The sequence below is a fragment of the Pseudomonas siliginis genome (genome assembly GCF_024072275.1).
In the GTDB taxonomy this organism is placed as follows: domain Bacteria; phylum Pseudomonadota; class Gammaproteobacteria; order Pseudomonadales; family Pseudomonadaceae; genus Aquipseudomonas; species Aquipseudomonas siliginis.
In genome coordinates this window covers 507,615-526,205 of record NZ_CP099598.1, presented here as the reverse complement: position 1 = coordinate 526,205, position 18,591 = coordinate 507,615, and the positions used below count along the sequence as shown (strand labels likewise).

Sequence of the window (18,591 nt, the reverse complement as noted above, 5' to 3'; positions counted from 1 at the left end):
GAAGACGGCGTTTCAGTCGACATCAATGCTGCCTGACCCACCGCTTTCGCGAGCAGGCTCGCTTCCACAGAAGATCAAAAGATCGCAGCCTTCGTCAGCTCCTACAGGGAAACGCAATCCAAATGTAGGAGCTGCCGAAGGCTGCGATCTTTTGCTTCTGCATCACTCTCATCAATCATCCTATCCAGCCTCTATTCCACCGCCTTAGACTCGGTCCACCCCCAATTTCCAGGTAGGCCGCCATGTCCGAGACGCTGCTCAGTTCCCGCAATCTGGCTTTCGAGCTGTATGAAGTCCTTGATGCCGAGGGCCTGACCCGGCGCGAGCGCTTTGCCGAGCACAATCGCGAGACCTTCGACGCCGCCATCGGCACCGCGCGCAACATCGCCGAGAAGTACTTTGCGCCGCACAACCGCAAGGGCGACGAGAACGAGCCGCGCTACGAGGATGGTAAGGCGATCCTGATTCCTGAAGTCAAACCGGCGGTGGATGCCTTCCTTGAGGCCGGATTCCTTAACGCAGCGCGCAGTTTCGAGGCCGGCGGTATGCAATTGCCGACCCTGCTGTCGCAAGCCTGCTTCGCGCATTTCCAGTCCGCCAATGCAGCTTCGACGTCCTACCCGTTCCTGACCATGGGCGCGGCCAACCTGATCGAGAGCTTTGGCAGCGAAGAGCAGAAACAGCGCTTCCTGCAACCGATGATCGACGGACGTTTCTTCGGCACCATGGCCCTGACCGAGCCCCATGCCGGTTCATCGCTGTCGGACATTCGTACCCGCGCCGAGCCTGCGTCCGACGGCACCTATCGCCTGAAGGGCAACAAGATCTTCATTTCCGGCGGCGATCATCCGCTGTCGGAAAACATCGTGCACATGGTCCTGGCCAAACTGCCGGACGCACCACCGGGGGTGAAAGGTATTTCGCTGTTTATCGTGCCGAAGTTTCTGGTCAACGACGACGGCAGCCTCGGCCAGCGCAACGACGTGCTGCTCGCCGGCCTGTTCCACAAGATGGGCTGGCGCGGCACCACCTCCACAGCGCTGAACTTCGGCGATAACGGTGAGTGCGTCGGCTATCTGGTGGGCAAACCGCACCATGGTTTGAGCTACATGTTCCAGATGATGAACGAAGCGCGAATCGGCGTCGGCATGGGCGCGGTGATGCTCGGCTATGCCGGTTACCTGTATTCGCTGGAATATGCGCGTGAGCGGCCGCAGGGCCGGGTGCCGGACAGCAAGGATCCGACCACCGCGCCGGTGGCGATCATTCAGCACGCCGATGTCAGACGCATGTTGCTGACGCAGAAATCCTACGTCGAAGGGGCATTTGACCTCGGTCTGTACGCCGCGCGGTTGTTCGATGACACCACCACGCTGGAAACCGAAGCCGAACGCAAACAGGCTCATGAACTGTTGGACTTGCTGACACCGATCGTCAAATCCTGGCCTTCGGAGTTTTGCCTGAAGGCCAACGAACTGGCGATCCAGATTCTTGGCGGCCACGGCTACACCCGTGAGTACCCGGTGGAGCAGTACTATCGCGACAACCGCTTGAATCCGATCCACGAAGGCACCCACGGCATCCAGTCGCTGGATCTGCTTGGGCGCAAACTGGGGCAGAACGGTGGGGCCGGTCTCAAGCAGTTGATTCGATTGATCGCCAACACGGCCGAACGTGCCACTGCATACGACTCGCTGAGCGCACTGCGCGAACCACTGGAAAAACTCGTGGCCCGCCTGCAAACCGTGACCATCGGCCTGCTCACCGATCTGGCCCAAGGCAAGGTCAACAGCAGCCTGGCGAACTCGGCGCTGTACCTGAAAGTGTTCGGCCACGCAGTGATCGGCTGGCGCTGGCTGGAGCAGGCGATCCGCGCCGAGGAAGGCCTGGCCAAAGGAAATGCGGCGGATGTCGACTTCTATAAGGGCAAGTTGCAGGCGGCGCGGTATTTCCTGACATGGGAAGTGCCGGGTTGCCAGCATGAGCTGGACTTGCTGGAGGCGCGGGATGATACGTGTCTGGGGATGCGGGATGCGTGGTTCTGAAACGCTACCCTCACCCCAGCCCTCTCCCGGAGGGAGAGGGGGCCGAATGGGGAATATTCAAGAAGTACGCCGACCTGAAAGGGCCTTGCCGGATCCATAATCGACTGGTGTTTTCAGGTCGACGTATAGCGATAGACGCCTCGGTCAGTCCCCTCTCCCTCCGGGAGAGGGCTAGGGTGAGGGGCTTTTCAGGTCTGATACTCAACTCAGTTTGAACCCACCCATCTGCCGCGCCAGATCATCCGCCAGCCGCTGCAACATCTGACAATCCTCACGACACGCACGAACCTCCCCCGCCGTCGCCCGTGCCAGATCGGAAATCCCCTGCACGTTGCGGTTGATCTCTTCAGTCACCGCGGACTGCTCTTCGGTTGCCGTCGCCACCTGATGGTTCATATCGCTGATGCGCTCGACCTGGCCGGTGATCGCCGTCAGCGACGCGCCGGTGCGCTGGCTCGATTCAACCCCGGTGCCGGTCGCGGCCTGGCCGGTGCGCATCGATGACACGGCGTTCTCCGCGCCTTGCTTGAGGCTGCCGATCATCAGTTGAATTTCGTCGGTCGAGGCCTGGGTTCGGCGCGCGAGGGTGCGCACTTCATCGGCGACCACCGCGAAGCCACGGCCCATATCGCCGGCGCGGGCAGCTTCGATGGCGGCGTTGAGTGCGAGCAGATTGGTCTGTTCGGAAACGCCACGAATCACCGCCAGCACCGAATCGATCGACGCCACTTGCTGCGCCAGCTCACCCACCGCCCCTGCCGCCACGCCGATCTCATCGGACATGCTTTCGATATGACGGATCGAGCCACCGACCACTTCCCGTGCCTGCAACGCCTCATCGCGCGCGGTTTGCGAGGCAAGCGCGGCGTTGCCAGCGTTCTGCGCGATTTCCTGCACGGTCAGGCCCATTTCGTGGACGGCGGTGGCAACCATGTCGGTCATTTCCTGCTGCCGGCCCGAACGCTCGGCGGTGTTGTCCACCACCTTCGCCACTTGCCCCACGGCCGTGCGCAGGCGCTCGCTGGTGGTCAGCACTTCGCCGATCATCGCGCGCTGGCTGTCGAGGAAACGATTGAAGCCGCGCGCCAGGTCACCCAGCTCATCGGCACGGCTGGAATCTAACCGGTGGGTCAAATCTCCACCACCGCTACCGATGGCCACCAGCGCCCGTGTTACTTGTCGAATCGGTCGCACCAGCCCCTGCGCCAGCCACACCACCAACGCCAGGCAGACCAGCGCCACCACCAGACCGATGCCGCCGCTCATCCACATCGCTTTCCGTGCTTCGGCGTAGATCTGCGACTGCGGCACTTCGGCCACCAGGGTCCAGCCGAGATCGCGCAGCGGCAGGCTGAAGGCGAGGAAGTCTTCACCGTCGCGCTGGAAGCTGCTGTTGACCGCGTCCTTGTGCCCCATCAGCGCTTGCGCCGCGTTGGCACCGATCTGCTCGGTCAAGGTGCGTTTGCCGCTGAACTGCGCCTCAGGATGGACCTGAATCAGACCGTCGGAGCGCACGAGATAGACCTTGCCGCGCTCGCCGAAATTGAAGTTGTGAATCAGCTCCGACAGCTCTTTCATGCTCAGCCCAAGCCCGGCGACACCGACAACTTTGCCGGCCTGCTCGACCTTCAGATCGATGAACAGGGCCAGCTCGCCAGTGGCGCCGTCGTTGTCGATATTGAGGGTGCGCGGCTGATTGCTGTCGAGAAAGGAATAGAACCAGGCGTCGGCCGGTTTCGCGCGACTGAGGGTGCGATCGAGGCCTTTTTCGGTGATGTAATGATTGGATTCGGTGCCGATGATCAACGCGGTAAAGGCTTTGTGTTCAGCGCGGATGCCTTCCAGATATTGCGCGAAAAGCGCGGTTTTGCGGCTGTCTTCGCCGGATGCCAGCCAGTCACGCACCATGCTGTTGCTGGCGATGTCCTTGGCGGCGGTGAGTGGCTGGACGAGGATGCGTTCGATATCGTTGCGCGTCGCTTCAATGCTCGACGGCAGCGCCTGTTCGACCAGATAGCTCTGGGCGAGGCGGTTGACCACCAGGGTATAAATGCCAACCACAATCACGATGCTGATCAGCAGGGCCGCGCCCATGCCGAGAATCAACTGCCACTGAATACTGCGTCGCCACCACTGCATGGAGCACCCCCGAAGAATAAGAGCCTGAACCACTGCAACAGCCGTGCCGATTGTATACAAAGAGCATCAGAATAAAACACAACCTTCGGTACAGCCGTATCCTTACTAGCAAGAAGCTGGCCATTATATCGAGGGATTCACTGTCAAGTCTGACAGGTTACAACTTGCATCGGGTGGCTTAGATTCGCGGTTTCACGTCTGTGACAAGCATCCGCGTCGCAGATCCAAGCCGTCCATCGCAGGAGAAAGAACATGACTGACACCGGTCCACGAGAGAGTTTTGTTCAGGCAATGGCTGACAACGATACGTTTGTTAAATCGGCGCTCATTGGCGACTTTGTCGGGAGCTCGACTTCTCAATCGATGATTATTCGCAGGCACTTCACCGAGGTCATGGTTTTCCCGGTAATCCATTACAAAATTACGATCACCACCCTCGCAGGCACGACGTACAGCACAGTTCAGCCAATTCCGTCGGCAGAATATATCTACCTGCTTTCCAAGGGTGATGAAGTGACGATCGAAAATACTACCTATAGAGTTTCCCACTCAGAGTTCATCAAGCAATCCGATGGAGAATGGACAACAAAAGTCTACTGGCAGCCAATACTCCAAGCCTCATAGCAACAAGACCTCAGCATGTTCAGCGCCTCAATGTACCGAGGCGCTGCGAAAAGCGAGTCAACCCTGACTGATCGTCTTGGCAATGGTGTCGACCGTGGCGCTGACTTGCTCTTGATAACGGTCGAGTTCTTCCTGGTGCTGTTTCTTCATTTCGATCTGCTGCGAGCACAGATTCATCGCCGCCAGCACCAGCAAACGGTCACCGATCAGCGTCGGGTATTTGCGCTTGGTGTCTTCCAGCGCGGCCTTGAGCATCATCGCCGCGTCCAGCAGGGTCTGTTCTTCCCCGGCCGGTGCCTTGATCGAATAGTCCTCGCCGAGAATGGAGATGACTTTTACCCCTGCTGTGCCGTGGTTCATGCGCTGACAGGACCGGCATTGACGCGATCAACCAGCGCCTGGATGCGCGCGGCGGTGGCGCCGTGTTTTTCTTCCTGCTCCATCAGGCTCAGTTGCAGGTTTTCGTTTTCATCCTTGGCCTGGGCCAGTTCCGTGGACAGGGTCTGGTTGGTCTGCAGCAGGGTCTGGTTCTGTTGCACCAGGTCGCTGACGAGCTGTTCCAATTGGCTGAGGGATGCTTCCAACATTTTGATCTTCCAAGCGTTTTTCAAAGGGCGCGTACGATAAAGAAAAGTCACCACGGATGCCAGGGTTAAACCGGCGCAAGGCCTTGATTTTCCTGGGTGGCGAAGCTTCTCGCGAGTTTAAAAGACTGTGATTGGTCGATCTGGTTCCTGCACTTCGTCGCTCAAGCCTGTCTGCGACAAATACGCACACCACCTCAAGACTTTAGTCGTATGACCGATAAGTCACCCATACAGCAGTCTCAGCCCGCATGGATGCGGCCCTTTTCGGTATCCGCCCATGTCCCTTCGCAATATGAACATCGCCCCACGGGCGTTCACCGGCTTCGCCCTGATCGGCGGCCTGATGTTGATCCTCGGCGTGTTTGCGCTGAACCAGATGAGCAAGATCCGCGCGGCCGGCGAAGACATCGCCACCGCCAGCGTGCCGTCGATCAAGGCTCTGGACGAATTCACCCAACTGACCCTGCGCCTGCGCGTGCTCTCCTATCGTTTGCTGATCAACCGCGAACCCGACGTGCAGCAGAAAACCATCGAACTGTTCGACCTGCGCAATCGCCAGATCGCCGATGCGCAACGCGCATACGAGCCACTGATCGAAGGCCCGCAGGAACGTGCGGCGTACGATCAGTACGTGCAATTGCTGGCGCAGTACCGTCAGCTCGAAGAGCGGATGAAAACCCTGTCGCGCAACAATCAGATCGACGAGTTGCGGCAGATGCTCAACAGCGATTTGCTGAGCAATTCGGAAGCGGTGAATACCGCGCTGGCGCGCTTGCTGGAGATCAACACCCAGCAGATCGCCGAAACCGACCAGGGCGCGAAGGATCAGTATTCGATGTCGTTCAATCTGGTGGTGACCTTGCTGGTGATCGCCAGCGGCCTGACCCTGCTGTTCGCCTGGTTGCTGACCGTGAGCATTACCAAGCCGATTTCCAAGGCACTGGAGGCGGCGGAAACCATCGCCGAAGGCAACCTGACCCAGCCGATCCATGTCGATGGCGAAGATGAAGCCGGGCGCTTGCTGGCGGCGATGGCGAAGATGCAATCGAAGCTGCGCGATACCCTGCAGCGCATCTCCGGTTCGGCCACACAGCTTGCGTCTGCCGCAGAAGAGCTGAACAGCGTCACCGATGAAAGTGCTCGCGGCTTGACCCAGCAGAACAACGAAATCGAGCAGGCGGCCACTGCCGTGAACGAGATGACCAGCGCCGTCGAAGAAGTCGCGCGCAACGCAGTCAGCACTTCGGAAGCCTCGAAAAACGCCACCACTTCGGCGGGCGACGGTCGTGATCTGGTTCAGGAAACCGTCAGCGCCATCGAACGCATGAGCGCCGATGTGCAGAGCACCGCTTCGCTGATCGGCGACCTGGCCAATGAATCCCGCGACATCGGCAAGGTGCTCGACGTGATCCGTGGCCTCGCCGACCAGACCAACCTGCTGGCATTGAACGCAGCGATCGAAGCGGCCCGTGCCGGTGAGGCCGGTCGTGGTTTTGCCGTGGTGGCGGACGAAGTGCGCGCCCTGGCCCATCGCACCCAGCAGTCGACCAGCGAAATCGAGCGCATGATCGGCAGCATCCAGAGCGGCACCGAGCATGCCGTGGATTCGATGCGCAACAGCACCGAGCGCGCCGAGTCGACGCTCAACATCGCCCGTGGCGCCGGGATGTCGCTGGACACGATCAACAGCGCCATCGTCGAAATCAACGAGCGCAACCTGGTCATCGCCAGCGCTGCCGAAGAGCAGGCGCAGGTGGCGCGGGAAGTCGATCGCAACCTGGTCAATATCCGCGATCTGTCGGTGCAGTCGGCGACCGGCGCCAATCAGACCAGCGCGGCGAGCAATGAGCTGTCGCGCCTGGCGCTGGATCTGAACAACATGGTTGGGCGGTTCAGCCTCTAAGATCAAAGGCTACCCCCCTCACCCCAGCCCTCTCCCCCAAGGGGGCGAGGGGGAAAGGGAGCAGATTGAGGGCCTTTCAGATTTTGAGTTCGGCTCGATATTGCAAGTCGGTGTAACCTGCACAAACACCTCGGTCAGTCCCCTCTCCCTCCGGGAGAGGGCTAGGGTGAGGGCCGCAATCCTCCGCCTGCCGCAAAACCTGATGCACCCTGAAAACCTTTTTGACAGCATCACATTTCAACAGGTTAGAATCGCTGGCACGCAGACTGCATGGTCAGTTTGTGCCCCCGTCTTTACGCTTCTGGAGTACTGCCTTTGAATGCGACGACCATCAACAGCCTGTTCTTGATCGGCGCGTTGCTGGTAGGCGCAAGCATTCTTGTCAGTTCTCTTTCTTCACGTCTCGGCATTCCGATTCTGGTCATCATTCTCGCGGTCGGCATGGCGGCCGGGGTCGATGGTGGCGGGATCATTTTCGATAACTACCCGACGGCCTATCTGGTCGGCAACCTCGCCCTGGCAGTGATCCTGCTCGACGGCGGCTTGCGTACGCGGGTGTCGAGTTTCCGCGTGGCGTTATGGCCGGCGCTGTCGCTGGCCACGGTCGGGGTGTTGATCACCACCGGGCTGACCGGCATGGCCGCTGCGTGGCTGTTCGACCTCAATCTGATTCAGGGCCTGCTGATCGGCGCCATCGTCGGCTCGACCGACGCCGCTGCGGTGTTCTCGTTGCTCGGCGGTAAAGGCCTCAACGAACGGGTCAGCGCCAGTCTGGAAATCGAATCCGGCAGCAACGACCCGATGGCGGTGTTTCTCACCGTGACCCTGATCGACATGCTCGCCAGCGGCGAAACCGGCCTGCACTGGAGTCTGCTGACCCACCTGATCCGAGAGTTCGGCATCGGTGGTGTGATCGGTCTGGGCGGCGGCTGGGTGATGCTGCAACTGGTCAACCGCATCAATCTCGCGGCCGGGCTCTATCCGATTCTGATCATCGCTGGCGGTCTGGTGGTGTTCGCGCTGACCAACGCCTTGCACGGCAGTGGTTTTCTCGCCGTGTACCTGTGCGGTCTGGTGATCGGCAACCGCCCGGTGCGTAGCCGCCACGGCATTCTGCACATGCTCGACGGCATGGCCTGGCTGGCGCAGATCGGCATGTTCCTCGTGCTGGGCCTGCTGGTCACGCCCCACGATCTGCTGCCGATCGCCCTGCCCGCCCTCGGTCTGGCGCTGTGGATGATCCTGTTCGCGCGGCCGCTGTCGGTGATGGTCGGCCTGCTGCCGTTCAAGGCTTTCCATGGTCGTGAAAAAGCCTTTATTTCCTGGGTCGGCCTGCGCGGCGCGGTGCCGATCATTCTCGCGGTGTTCCCGCTGATGGCGGGGCTGCCGCAAGCGCAGCTGTATTTCAACCTGGCCTTCTTCATCGTACTGGTGTCGCTGCTAGTGCAAGGCACGAGCCTGCCGTGGGTGGCCAAATTGCTCAAGGTGACCGTTCCGCCAGAACCCGCGCCGATATCCCGGGCGGCACTGGAAGTGCACGTCACCAGCGAGTGGGAACTGTTCGTTTACAAGCTCGGCGCGGAGAAATGGTGCATCGGTTCGCCCCTGCGTGAGCTGAAAATGCCCGAGGGCACACGCATCGCGGCGCTGTTTCGTGGCCAGCAACTGCTCCATCCGTCGGGTAGTACGGTGCTGGAAGTCGATGATTTGCTGTGTGTTATTGGCCATGAACACAACTTGTCGGCCCTCGGCAAACTGTTCAGCCAGGCGCCGCAACGTGGCCTCGATCTGCGCTTCTTCGGCGACTTCGTACTCGAAGGAGATGCCCAGCTTAAAGCGGTTGCAGCGCTGTATGGCTTGCCGGCCGAAGGCATCGATCCGGACATGACCCTGGGCGCGTTCATCGCCCAGAAAGTCGGTGGTGCACCCGTCGTCGGTGACCAGGTGGAGTGGAACAACACCCACTGGACGGTTGCGGTCATGGACGGGAACAAGATCGGCAAAGTGGGCGTCAGATTCCCCGAAGGAAGTCGCCCGGGCCCCGGACTCTTCCTCTAAACTGCTTCCACTCTCACTTGCTTGACCGGTCTCTATGCCTACCCTGCGCTCCTTTTTCGCCGCGGCCCTGCTGGGCCTCAGTCTTGTCGTCGGCCCGCTGCATGCTGCCGAACCACCGTCCAGCGATGCCGTGCAGGCCAGCCTCGACAAGCTGGCTGACAGCAAACTGCCGGACGCCGACAAGAAGACCCTGCAGACCGTCCTGCAGAACACCCTCAATCAACTGAACAACCAGCGTGATTACGAGCAGAAGTTGATCGATCTCAAGCGTCAGCTGGCCAACGCGCCGAAGCAGACGATTGAAAATACCCGCGAACTGAGCCGCCTCAAGGCCACCGCACCGGTGCCGGTAGCGCAACGTTTTCCGAAAGAGTCGATCCAGCAACTGGAGCAGATCCTCACCGATCGCTCGACCCAGCAAAGCGATCTGCAAAAAGCCCTGGCCGAAGCCAACAGTCTGATCATCACCGCGCAGACTCGCCCCGAGCGTGCGCAGGCGGAGATTTCCGCCAGCCAGACGCGCATCCAGCAGATCAACACCATCCTCAAATCCGGCAAGGACACGGGCAAAACGGTCACCGCCGAACAGCGCGACCAGTTGAACGCCGAACTGGCCGCACTCAATGCACTGATTCCATTGCGCCGCCAGGAACTGGCAGGCAACACCCAGTTGCAGGATCTGGGCAACGCTCAGCATGACTTGCTCTCGGAGAAATCCGATCGCCTCGACCGCGAGATCCAGGAACTGCAAACCCTGATCAACCAGAAGCGTCTGGCGCAGTCGCAAGAAACCGTTACCCAGCAATCGATCGAAGCGCAGAAGGCCGGCGGCAGCAGCCTGCTGGCGAGCGAGAGCGCGACCAATCTCAAGCTTTCCGACTATTTGCTCAAGAGCACCGACCGTCTCAACGAAGTCACGCAGCAGAACCTGCAGACCAAACAGCAACTCGACACCCTGACCCAGAGCGATTCGGCACTGGACGAACAGATCAGCGTGCTCAAGGGCAGCCTGTTGCTGTCGAAAATTCTCTATAAACAGAAGCAGGCGCTGCCGCACTTGAAGGTCGACCGCGACCTCGCCGACCAGATTGCCGATATTCGCCTGTATCAGTTCGATGTCAGCCAGCAGCGGGAGCTGTTGAGCAATCCGGCGACCTACGTCGACAATTTGCTGGCCACCCAGCCGCCAGAGCAGGTCACCCCGCAACTGCGCAAAAGCCTGCTCGATCTGGCCAACACACGCGCTGATCTGCTCGAGCGGCTGAACCGCGAATTGAGCGCGATGCTCAATGAATCGATCACCCTGCAGCTCAACCAGAAACAATTGCTGAGCACCGCGCAAAGCCTGCGCGCGACCCTCGACGAACAGATGTTCTGGATCCCCAGCAACAAGCCGCTGGACGTGGAATGGATGCGCGGCGTGCCCGAGCGTCTCGAGCGACAGGTCAACACCCTGCCCTGGGCGTCGAGCCTGAGCGAACTGGCTGACGGCCTGACCCAGCGCCCGCTGCTGTTCCTGCCATTGGCGCTGCTGATCGGCGCCCTGTTGTGGCGCCGCAAGGCGCTGTACGGACGACTCAACAAGGTTCACCAGGACATCGGCCACTTCAAGCGCGATAGCCAGTGGCACACGCCGCAGGCGATTCTGATCAACATTCTGTTGGCGATGCCGGTGGCGTTGGGTCTGGCGCTGTGCGGTCTGGCCCTGCAGATTGACGCGCGCGGGCAGAACGCCAACATGGGCGCGGCGCTGTTGCAGATGGGCCAGGCCTGGCTGGTGTTCTACACCGCGTACCGGATTCTTGCGCCGGGTGGCGTGGCGGAATTGCACTTCCGCTGGGAAAAACCGCAGGTCGAGTTCCTTCAGGGCTGGGTACGTCGATTGGGCCTTGTGGTCATGGCGCTGGTGGCCGTGGTGGCCGTCGCCGAGTTGCAACCGGCGGCGCTGGCCGATGACGTGCTCGGCATGCCGGTGGTACTGACCTGCTACGCCTTGATGGCATGGCTGCTCAGTCGCCTGCTGATCAGCAGCCCGACGCACCAGAACGCTTCGCTGTTCCGCAAAGCCGTCGGAGTGATGTTCACCCTGCTGCCGATCGCCCTGTTTGTCGCGGTGTGCTTCGGCTACTACTACACCGCACTGAAACTCAGCGACCGCTTGATCAATACCCTGTACCTGTTGATGTTCTGGCTGGTGATCGAGGCCACCTTCGTGCGTGGTCTGAGCGTTGCCGCGCGGCGTCTGGCTTACCAGCGCGCGCTGGCCAAACGGCAGGCGGCAAAAGAGGCCGGCGACGGCGAAGCGGTGATCGAAGAGCCGACCCTGGACATCGAAAAGGTCAACGAACAGTCCCTGCGCCTGATCCGCCTGGCCCTGCTCGGCGGCTTCATTGCGGCGCTGTACTGGGTCTGGTCGGACCTAATTTCGGTGTTCTCGTATCTGGACAACATCACCCTTTACGAATACACCAGCGGTACCGGCGCCAACATGAGCATGGTGCCGATCAGCATCGGCGACATGCTCGGCGCGCTGATCATCATCGGCATCACCTTCGCTCTGGCGCGCAACTTGCCCGGCCTGCTCGAAGTGTTCGTGCTGTCCAAACTCAATCTGGCCCAGGGTAGCGCTTATGCGACAACCACGCTGCTGTCCTACGTGATTGCCGGCGTTGGTTTTGTCACCACCCTGTCGACCCTCGGCGTCAGTTGGGACAAGTTGCAATGGCTGGTGGCAGCGCTGTCGGTGGGCCTCGGCTTCGGTATGCAGGAGATCTTCGCCAACTTCATCTCCGGCATCATGATCCTCTTCGAACGCCCGGTGCGGATCGGTGACACCATCACCATCGGCAACCTGTCGGGCACGGTGAGCAAGATCCGCATCCGCGCCACGACCATCACCGACTTCGACCGCAAGGACATCATTGTCCCGAACAAAACGTTCATCACCGGGCAATTGATCAACTGGTCGCTGACCGACACCATCACCCGCGTCACGCTGAAACTCGGCGTCGATTACGGTTCGGATCTGGACCTGGTCAAGGAACTGCTGCTCAAAGCGGCCCGGGAGAACCCGCGCGTGCTCAAAGAACCTGAGCCACACGTGTACTTCCTCAACTTCGGCGAAAGCACGCTCGACCACGAACTGCGCATGCATGTACGCGATCTCGGTGACCGCAACCCGGTGCTGGATGAGGTCAACCGCTTCATCAATCGCGAGTTCAAGAAGCAGCACATCAACATCTCGTTCCGGCAGATGGAGGTTTATCTGAAGAACCTCCACGGTCAGGAATACAAGATGGTGCCTGTGGAACCCGAGAACAAAACCATCGTGCCGATCGTCGACGGGCAGAAACCGTTGCCGGAACCGCCACCGAGCAAACTCGACTAACCGACATGGTCCCAGCAGAATGCTCGGACATTCTGCTGGAGCCGGCCCGTGAAAGCCCTCGACGAACTGACTTTCGATAACCGCTTTGCCCGGCTGGGCGACGCGTTCTCCGCGCACGTGCTGCCCGAACCGATCGACAATCCGCGTCTGGTGGTCGCCAGCCCGGCCGCTCTGGCCTTGCTTGATCTCGATGCGGCCAGCGCCGACACCGAAGAATTCGCGCAACTGTTTGGCGGCCACAAGCTGTGGGCCGATGCCGAGCCGCGGGCGATGGTGTATTCCGGGCATCAGTTCGGCGGTTATACCCCGCAACTGGGTGACGGGCGCGGTCTGCTGCTGGGTGAGGTGTACAACAACGCTGGCGAGCATTGGGACTTGCACCTCAAAGGCGCCGGGCAGACGCCGTTTTCACGCATGGGCGATGGTCGCGCGGTGCTGCGCTCATCGATTCGCGAGTTTCTCGCCTCCGAGGCGCTGTTTGCGCTGAACATTCCATCTTCGCGGGCCGCCTGCGTGATTGGCTCCGACACGCCGGTCTGGCGGGAAAAGCAGGAACGCGCGGCGATGGTGCTGCGTCTGGCGCCGAGCCATATCCGCTTCGGCCACTTCGAATATTTCTACTACACCAAGCGCCCCGAGCAGCAGAAACAGCTTGGCGAGCATGTGCTGGCGATGCACTTTCCCGAGTGTCTGGAACAACCGGAACCGTATCTGGCGATGTTTCGCGAGATCGTCGAGCGCAACGCCGAGCTGATCGCCAAGTGGCAGGCCTACGGCTTCTGTCACGGCGTGATGAACACCGACAACATGTCGATCCTCGGCATCACCTTCGACTTCGGCCCGTTCGCCTTCCTCGATGACTTCGACGCGCATTTCATCTGCAACCACTCCGACGATCAGGGCCGCTACTCGTTCAGCAATCAGGTGCCGGTGGGGCAGTGGAACCTCAGCGCGCTCGCCCAGGCGCTGACGCCGTTCATCAGCGTCGAGGCCCTGCGCGAAACCCTCGGCTTGTACCTGCCGCTGTTCCAGGCGCACTACCTCGACCTGATGCGCCGCCGCTTCGGCTTCACCACCGCCGAGGACGACGATCAGCAACTGCTGGAAAACCTGATGCAACTGATGCAGAACAGCGGCGTCGACTACACGCTATTCTTCCGCCGCCTCGGTGAAGAGTCAGCCGAACAGGCCATCGCCCGCCTGCGCGACGATTTTGTCGATATCAAAGGTTTCGATGCCTGGGGCAAACGCTACGTCGCCCGGGTCGGCCGCGACGGCAATGCCGATCAGGCACAACGCCGCGCACGGATGCATGCAGTCAATCCGCTGTACATCCTGCGCAATTATCTGGCGCAAAAGGCTATTGATGCGGCGGAACAAGGGGATTATGCCGAGGTACGCCGACTGCATGCGGTGCTGAGCAAACCGTTTGAGGAGCAGCCGGGGATGGAGGGTTACGCCGAGCGGCCACCGGAGTGGGGAAAGCATTTGGAGATCAGTTGTTCTTCGTAGGCGCTTCAGCTTAGCGGGTCGATTGCACTGATTACACGGTCGACGATGTCAGACATTGTCACGTCATCCAGTCGCTCGATGAATTTGGCCGTGCCGTCTCGTACCCGTTGTTCTATGTCAAAACTGCGAACCTGATTACACACCGCTACACCATTGGTTTCGTGGCCAGTAATGGCGACCGCCAAACCCATATACCGGCTGAAATTCCCACCGCTAGTAACAGGCACCGTCATGCTCACGCCCAATGCGTTGATCTCTCTGGGCGTGATCACCACAAAGCGATGTCTGTTCATCATCTCCCGCCCCGCCACTGGGTTTGGATCAATCCAGTAAACGTCACCCCGCTGAGGGGGCTGTCGGCGCACCATCAACCCAGCTCCCGGCCGACAGAATCACCTTCAAGGGTCTCGCTAGTCTGGGCGTTAAGTTTCTGCAATTCTTCTGCGCCTTCGAGTAGCTCTGACAAACTATAACGCTTACGCGTAGCGGCTACGGCTGGACGAGCAATCAGTTCGCCATCGACCACATTCAGCTCTAGCTGTGCGCCAACCTCCAGATGCAACAACTTTAAAAGCGTGGGCGGAATCGTAATGACGGCAGCGCCGCCTTGGCGGCGTATCTTGGAAGTTACGGACATTATGTCGCTCCGATTTGATGCATAGGAATCATCGATTCCTGGATTAGTGCAACAAAAGTAGCACGCGAATAAAGACAAAGCGATCTCCTCACGACAAGCGTAAAACGCCGAATTGGTCTTCAGACTAGCCATCGATCCCGGAACTGTTTTGAGAAAAATGTGAGCAGTTGCGACATTGATAAGTTGGCAGATCGACTCCAAATCAGTTCTATAGACTGCCTATCAGAGAACCAATCATGACCACCCCACTCCTCATCCCCTGCCCCTCCTGCAATGGCGTCAACCGCATTCCAGCCGAGCGTCTCGCCGATCAACCCAAGTGCGGACGCTGCAAGTCTGCGGTGATGGTGAGCAAACCCTTCGAACTCAAACAAGGCGATTACGCCAGTCAGATCAAGGGCGATCTGCCGTTACTGGTGGATGTCTGGGCGGACTGGTGCGGGCCGTGCAAGTCGTTTGCGCCGGTGTTCGAACAGGCTGCGGCGCAGCTGGCGGGCAAGTGCCGGCTGGCCAAGCTCGACAGCGAAGCGAATCAGCAGTTGTCGGCGCAGTTGGGGATTCGCTCGATTCCGAGTCTGATTCTGTTTAAAAACGGCAGGGAAGTGGCGCGGCAGAGCGGTGCGTTGCCATTGCCGCAGTTGATGGCGTGGCTGCGTAGCCAAGGCATCTGATCCAGCACAGATCCCCCTGTGGGAGCGAGCCTGCTCGCGAAGGCGGCCGATCATTCAACGCTGATGTTGAATGTGCCGGCCTCTTCGCGAGCAGGCTCGCTCCCACAGGATTTGCGTGTGAGTCGGGGAATCAGTGGCCTTCCAGCAGATTGTGCAGTTCAACAAACTGCTGCGTCAGTTTGTGCCGTGGATCGAGGTGGATCAGCGGCATGCTGGCCTGGTGCGACTCGCGCATGCGCACCGAACTGCTCAGGTACACCGGTAATACCGGCAAGCCTTCGGCGATCAACTCATCGAGCATCTGCTGTGGCAGGCTGGCCCGCGCCTGAAACTGATTGACCACAATGCCTTCGACTTCCAATCCTTCGTTGTGGTCATCCTTCAACTCTTCGATCTCGGCGATCAGCCCATACAGGGCCTGACGTGAAAAGCTGTCGCAGTCAAAGGGGATCAACACTCGATCTGCGGCAATCAGCGCCGATACCGCGTAGAAATTCAGTGCCGGCGGGGTATCCAGATAAATCCGGTCGTAATCCTCGGACAATTCGTCGAGCAACTTGCGCAGCTTGTTGATCTTGTGTTTCGCCTCGAGCTTGGGCTGCAGGTCAGCCAGCTCGGCGGTGGCAGTAATGATGTGCAGGTTGTCGAACGGCGTTTCATAGATGTCCGCCTGATTCTTTTTCGAGAACGGCCCGGACGACAGGGTCTGTTTGAAGAAATCGGCGATGCCCATCGGAATGTCATCACCGGTGAGCCCGGTCAGATACTGAGTGGAATTGGCCTGGGCATCGAGGTCGACCAACAACGTGCGATAACCCTCGCTGGCGCTGACCGCCGCCAGATTGCAGGCGATGCTGGATTTGCCCACGCCACCTTTCTGATTGAACACCACGCGCCGCATGACCAAACCTCCGTGTATCAAAGAATGACCGAGTGTAGTTGGCGGTGACCGCGCTTCGCTACCTTCACCGACATGGACTACGTCGTCAGGTGTAAAAATCGACGCCCAGGCATGGAAAAAACCGCCAGCCATTACGGAGACACCTGACAGACACGCCGCGTCAAATCTGGATAATGGCCAAGTGATAGCCATACAGCGAACCGCTCGGTACATTTTGTTGGGCAAAATGTAACCAACATTTGCTACACACCCGTCGCACCGGGATAATGCGCGCCACCCGGCGCCCTGCGCCAAGCCAAGCCTGCTGCGGCGCTGGCGACTCAACGCGTCAACGAAAGCCCGCAGGGGCGGGATGAATGTCCGTGATCAACTTCAACATCGCCCAATGGCGCGCGTGGGCCCCGGGGCTCGACAGCGTGGACGCCTGGCAGGCCTGGAGCCGACAACCGGTCGTGCTGCAGAGCAGTGATGCCGCGCCCGATGTGTCGTTTCTGCCGGCCATGCAGCGCCGCCGCCTCAGCCGCCTGGCGCGGATGGCCTTCAGCGTTGGCTGGCCGCTGGCCGACGGGCGGGACAATCTGCCGCTGGTGTTCGTCTCGCGGCACGGCGAAACCCCCCGCACGTTTGAAATCCTCCGCGATCTGGCCACCGAGCAGCCCTTGTCGCCGACCCAATTCAGCCTGTCGGTGCATAACGCGATCATCGGTTTGTGGTCGATCATGCGCGGTGAAACCAGCGAAATGACCGCCCTCGCCGCTGCTGGCGACGGCCTCGAACACGGCATGCTCGAAGCGGCGGCATTGCTTGATGAAGGCGCCCCGGCGGTGCTGCTGGTGATCACCGAAGAGCAGCCGCCCGAGGCGTATTCGCAGTGGGTCGATGATGTGCCGTTCCCTTATGCGCTGGGCTTGTTGCTCACGCCCGGTACCGACTGGCGGCTGACCCTGAACAGCAGCACCGAAACCCGGTCAAAGGCGCACTGGCCGCACGCGCTCAACCTGCTGCGAACCCTGCTCGGCCAGCAACCTGACTGCCAACATGCGTGGAAAAATCGTGTATGGACCTGGCATCGCAACCCGTGACCGCCAAACACCGCGACGCCTACTACTGGCGCCTGCTGGCCACTGCTGCGAGCTTCGCCTTGTTCGGGCTCGGCGGGCTGTGTCTGCGCCTGCTGGTATTTCCGCTGCTCGGCTGCCTGCCCGGTGACGCGCTGGTCCATCGCCTGCGCGCGCGGCGTACGGTCAGTCGCTTGTTCTGGTTTTTCGTGCGTTTCATGGCCCGCACCGGCGTGCTCACTTACGACATTGAGGGTGCCGAGCGCCTCGGTCGCCCGGGGCAGATGATCATCGCCAACCACCCGTCGCTGATCGATGTGGTGTTTCTCATCGGTCTGGTGCGCCACGCCAATTGCGTGGTGAAAAAAACCCTCTGGGAAAACCCGTTCACCCGTGGCCCGCTGCGCCGCACCGAGTACATCAGCAACGACGGCAGCATGGACATGCTCGACGCCGCCGCGCAGTCATTGCAGGACGGCCAGACCCTGATCATTTTCCCCGAAGGCACCCGCACCCAGCCGGGGCAGGCGCCGGCCTTTCATCGGGGGGCGGCGGCAATTGCCCTGCGCGGTGCGAAAATCGTTACCCCGGTGATCATCAAGGTCAGCCCGACCACCCTGACCAAAGCCGAGCCGTGGTATCGCATCCCCCATCGCCGCGTGCACTTCAGTTTTCGCGTGGGGGCCGATATAGACCCACAGACCTTCGCCGCGCAAGGCCCCGCACCGCAGGCCTCGCGCAAGCTCAACGATTATTTGCATGACTATTTCATTAAGGAGCTCGCCGCAGATGAGCGAACTGAACACCGCTAGCCTGGTGCGTGACATCAAACTGCTGATCATCGATGCCTTGGGCCTGGAAGACATCAGCCCCGAGGACATCGGCGACGAGCAGACATTGTTCGGCGAAGGCCTCGGCCTGGACTCCGTGGACGCGCTGGAACTGGGCCTGGCGATCCAGAAAAAATACGGCATCAAGATCGACGCCGATGCCAAAGACACCCGCAACCATTTCACCAACGTGGCCAGCCTTGCGGCATTCGTCACGGCAAAACAGGCAGCTTGAGAC

16 protein-coding genes and 2 pseudogenes are annotated in these 18,591 nt (G+C 60.2%); 11 read left to right on the top strand and 7 right to left on the bottom strand.

Features of this window, described 5'->3' with window-relative positions; all coding sequences use genetic code 11:
- Window positions 1-242 precede the first annotated feature (242 nt).
- A complete protein-coding gene (locus NF676_RS02930) occupies window positions 243-2,045 on the top strand; it encodes an acyl-CoA dehydrogenase (RefSeq protein WP_252887205.1) in 1,803 nt (600 codons plus the stop codon).
- 201 nt (window positions 2,046-2,246) lie between these two features.
- On the opposite strand, the gene NF676_RS27705 is transcribed toward NF676_RS02930, so the two are convergent.
- Both NF676_RS27705 and NF676_RS27700 read right to left on the bottom strand, forming a co-directional pair.
- Entirely contained in the window at window positions 2,247-2,954 is a 708-nt protein-coding gene (locus NF676_RS27705) for a methyl-accepting chemotaxis protein (RefSeq protein WP_370695131.1), read from the bottom strand.
- Between the two features lie 207 nt (window positions 2,955-3,161).
- Window positions 3,162-4,139 (bottom strand): annotated as a pseudogene (locus NF676_RS27700) (cache domain-containing protein); the annotation flags it as partial.
- A 297-nt stretch (window positions 4,140-4,436) separates the two neighbouring features.
- Here NF676_RS27700 and NF676_RS02920 point away from each other — a divergent pair.
- Window positions 4,437-4,808: a hypothetical protein gene (locus NF676_RS02920; RefSeq protein WP_252887203.1), complete on the top strand. Its 372-nt coding sequence runs from the start codon at window positions 4,437-4,439 to the stop codon at window positions 4,806-4,808.
- A 57-nt stretch (window positions 4,809-4,865) separates the two neighbouring features.
- Here the strand turns inward: NF676_RS02920 and NF676_RS02915 are convergent, their stop codons facing one another.
- Entirely contained in the window at window positions 4,866-5,168 is a 303-nt protein-coding gene (locus tag NF676_RS02915; RefSeq protein ID WP_056787426.1) for a cell division protein ZapA, read from the bottom strand.
- A complete protein-coding gene (locus NF676_RS02910) occupies window positions 5,165-5,395 on the bottom strand; it encodes a hypothetical protein (RefSeq protein WP_217864560.1) in 231 nt (76 codons plus the stop codon). The genes NF676_RS02915 and NF676_RS02910 overlap by 4 nt, the downstream gene beginning before the upstream one ends.
- A gap of 277 nt (window positions 5,396-5,672) precedes the next feature.
- On the opposite strand from NF676_RS02910, the pseudogene NF676_RS27695 reads away from it, so the two are divergent.
- From NF676_RS27695 to selO, 5 genes and pseudogenes are all read left to right on the top strand, one after another.
- Window positions 5,673-6,395 (top strand): annotated as a pseudogene (locus tag NF676_RS27695) (MCP four helix bundle domain-containing protein); the annotation flags it as partial.
- Window positions 6,396-6,425: 30 nt separating this feature from the next.
- Window positions 6,426-7,298 (top strand): methyl-accepting chemotaxis protein, encoded by an 873-nt coding sequence (locus NF676_RS27690; protein ID WP_370695130.1) that lies wholly within the window; start codon window positions 6,426-6,428, stop codon window positions 7,296-7,298.
- 315 nt (window positions 7,299-7,613) lie between these two features.
- Window positions 7,614-9,356: a potassium/proton antiporter gene (locus tag NF676_RS02900; RefSeq protein ID WP_217851103.1), complete on the top strand. Its 1,743-nt coding sequence runs from the start codon at window positions 7,614-7,616 to the stop codon at window positions 9,354-9,356.
- Window positions 9,357-9,390: 34 nt separating this feature from the next.
- The gene (mscK, locus tag NF676_RS02895) at window positions 9,391-12,744 is read left to right on the top strand and encodes a mechanosensitive channel MscK (protein WP_252887202.1); all 3,354 of its coding nucleotides are present in this window, start codon (window positions 9,391-9,393) and stop codon (window positions 12,742-12,744) included.
- Window positions 12,745-12,792: 48 nt separating this feature from the next.
- Window positions 12,793-14,256, top strand: coding sequence for a protein adenylyltransferase SelO (gene selO / locus NF676_RS02890; RefSeq protein ID WP_252887201.1), 1,464 nt, complete (start codon window positions 12,793-12,795; stop codon window positions 14,254-14,256).
- 5 nt (window positions 14,257-14,261) lie between these two features.
- Here the strand turns inward: selO and mazF are convergent, their stop codons facing one another.
- Together mazF and mazE are read right to left on the bottom strand one after the other, a co-directional pair.
- On the bottom strand, window positions 14,262-14,624 hold the full coding sequence (mazF, locus tag NF676_RS02885) for a type II toxin-antitoxin system toxin MazF (RefSeq protein ID WP_056787412.1): 363 nt from the start codon (window positions 14,622-14,624) through the stop codon (window positions 14,262-14,264).
- The gene (gene mazE / locus NF676_RS02880) at window positions 14,624-14,893 is read right to left on the bottom strand and encodes a type II toxin-antitoxin system antitoxin MazE (RefSeq protein ID WP_008077592.1); all 270 of its coding nucleotides are present in this window, start codon (window positions 14,891-14,893) and stop codon (window positions 14,624-14,626) included. Before mazE ends, mazF begins: the two co-directional genes overlap by 1 nt.
- Window positions 14,894-15,129: 236 nt before the next feature.
- Here mazE and trxC point away from each other — a divergent pair, with 236 nt between their 5' ends.
- Window positions 15,130-15,564 carry a thioredoxin TrxC gene (gene trxC, locus NF676_RS02875; RefSeq protein WP_056787410.1) on the top strand — a complete coding sequence of 145 codons (435 nt, stop codon included), beginning with the start codon at window positions 15,130-15,132 and terminating at the stop codon, window positions 15,562-15,564.
- A gap of 130 nt (window positions 15,565-15,694) precedes the next feature.
- On the opposite strand, the gene NF676_RS02870 is transcribed toward trxC, so the two are convergent.
- A complete protein-coding gene (locus NF676_RS02870) occupies window positions 15,695-16,465 on the bottom strand; it encodes a ParA family protein (protein WP_056787407.1) in 771 nt (256 codons plus the stop codon).
- A 356-nt stretch (window positions 16,466-16,821) separates the two neighbouring features.
- Between NF676_RS02870 and NF676_RS02865 the strand changes: the two genes are divergently transcribed.
- The 3 genes from NF676_RS02865 to NF676_RS02855 are packed head-to-tail and all read left to right on the top strand — an operon-like array spanning window position 16,822 to window position 18,588.
- The gene (locus NF676_RS02865; RefSeq protein WP_041477598.1) at window positions 16,822-17,547 is read left to right on the top strand and encodes a beta-ketoacyl synthase chain length factor; all 726 of its coding nucleotides are present in this window, start codon (window positions 16,822-16,824) and stop codon (window positions 17,545-17,547) included.
- Window positions 17,523-18,335 carry a lysophospholipid acyltransferase family protein gene (locus tag NF676_RS02860; RefSeq protein ID WP_041477597.1) on the top strand — a complete coding sequence of 271 codons (813 nt, stop codon included), beginning with the start codon at window positions 17,523-17,525 and terminating at the stop codon, window positions 18,333-18,335. Before NF676_RS02865 ends, NF676_RS02860 begins: the two co-directional genes overlap by 25 nt.
- On the top strand, window positions 18,313-18,588 hold the full coding sequence (locus NF676_RS02855) for a phosphopantetheine-binding protein (protein ID WP_039756723.1): 276 nt from the start codon (window positions 18,313-18,315) through the stop codon (window positions 18,586-18,588). The genes NF676_RS02860 and NF676_RS02855 overlap by 23 nt, the downstream gene beginning before the upstream one ends.
- Window positions 18,589-18,591: the final 3 nt, after the last annotated feature.

Coding starts and splice junctions, on each gene's coding strand:
- NF676_RS02930 (WP_252887205.1), top strand. CDS start 243: ATGTCCGAGACGCTGCTCAGTTCCCGCAATCTGGCTTTCGAGCTGTAT.
- NF676_RS27705 (WP_370695131.1), bottom strand. CDS start 2,954: ATGGGCCTGACCGTGCAGGAAATCGCGCAGAACGCTGGCAACGCCGCG.
- NF676_RS02920 (WP_252887203.1), top strand. CDS start 4,437: ATGACTGACACCGGTCCACGAGAGAGTTTTGTTCAGGCAATGGCTGAC.
- NF676_RS02915 (WP_056787426.1), bottom strand. CDS start 5,168: ATGAACCACGGCACAGCAGGGGTAAAAGTCATCTCCATTCTCGGCGAG.
- NF676_RS02910 (WP_217864560.1), bottom strand. CDS start 5,395: ATGTTGGAAGCATCCCTCAGCCAATTGGAACAGCTCGTCAGCGACCTG.
- NF676_RS27690 (WP_370695130.1), top strand. CDS start 6,426: ATGGCGAAGATGCAATCGAAGCTGCGCGATACCCTGCAGCGCATCTCC.
- mscK (WP_252887202.1), top strand. CDS start 9,391: ATGCCTACCCTGCGCTCCTTTTTCGCCGCGGCCCTGCTGGGCCTCAGT.
- mazF (WP_056787412.1), bottom strand. CDS start 14,624: ATGGTGCGCCGACAGCCCCCTCAGCGGGGTGACGTTTACTGGATTGAT.
- mazE (WP_008077592.1), bottom strand. CDS start 14,893: ATGTCCGTAACTTCCAAGATACGCCGCCAAGGCGGCGCTGCCGTCATT.
- trxC (WP_056787410.1), top strand. CDS start 15,130: ATGACCACCCCACTCCTCATCCCCTGCCCCTCCTGCAATGGCGTCAAC.
- NF676_RS02870 (WP_056787407.1), bottom strand. CDS start 16,465: ATGCGGCGCGTGGTGTTCAATCAGAAAGGTGGCGTGGGCAAATCCAGC.
- NF676_RS02865 (WP_041477598.1), top strand. CDS start 16,822: ATGTCCGTGATCAACTTCAACATCGCCCAATGGCGCGCGTGGGCCCCG.
- NF676_RS02860 (WP_041477597.1), top strand. CDS start 17,523: ATGGACCTGGCATCGCAACCCGTGACCGCCAAACACCGCGACGCCTAC.
- NF676_RS02855 (WP_039756723.1), top strand. CDS start 18,313: ATGAGCGAACTGAACACCGCTAGCCTGGTGCGTGACATCAAACTGCTG.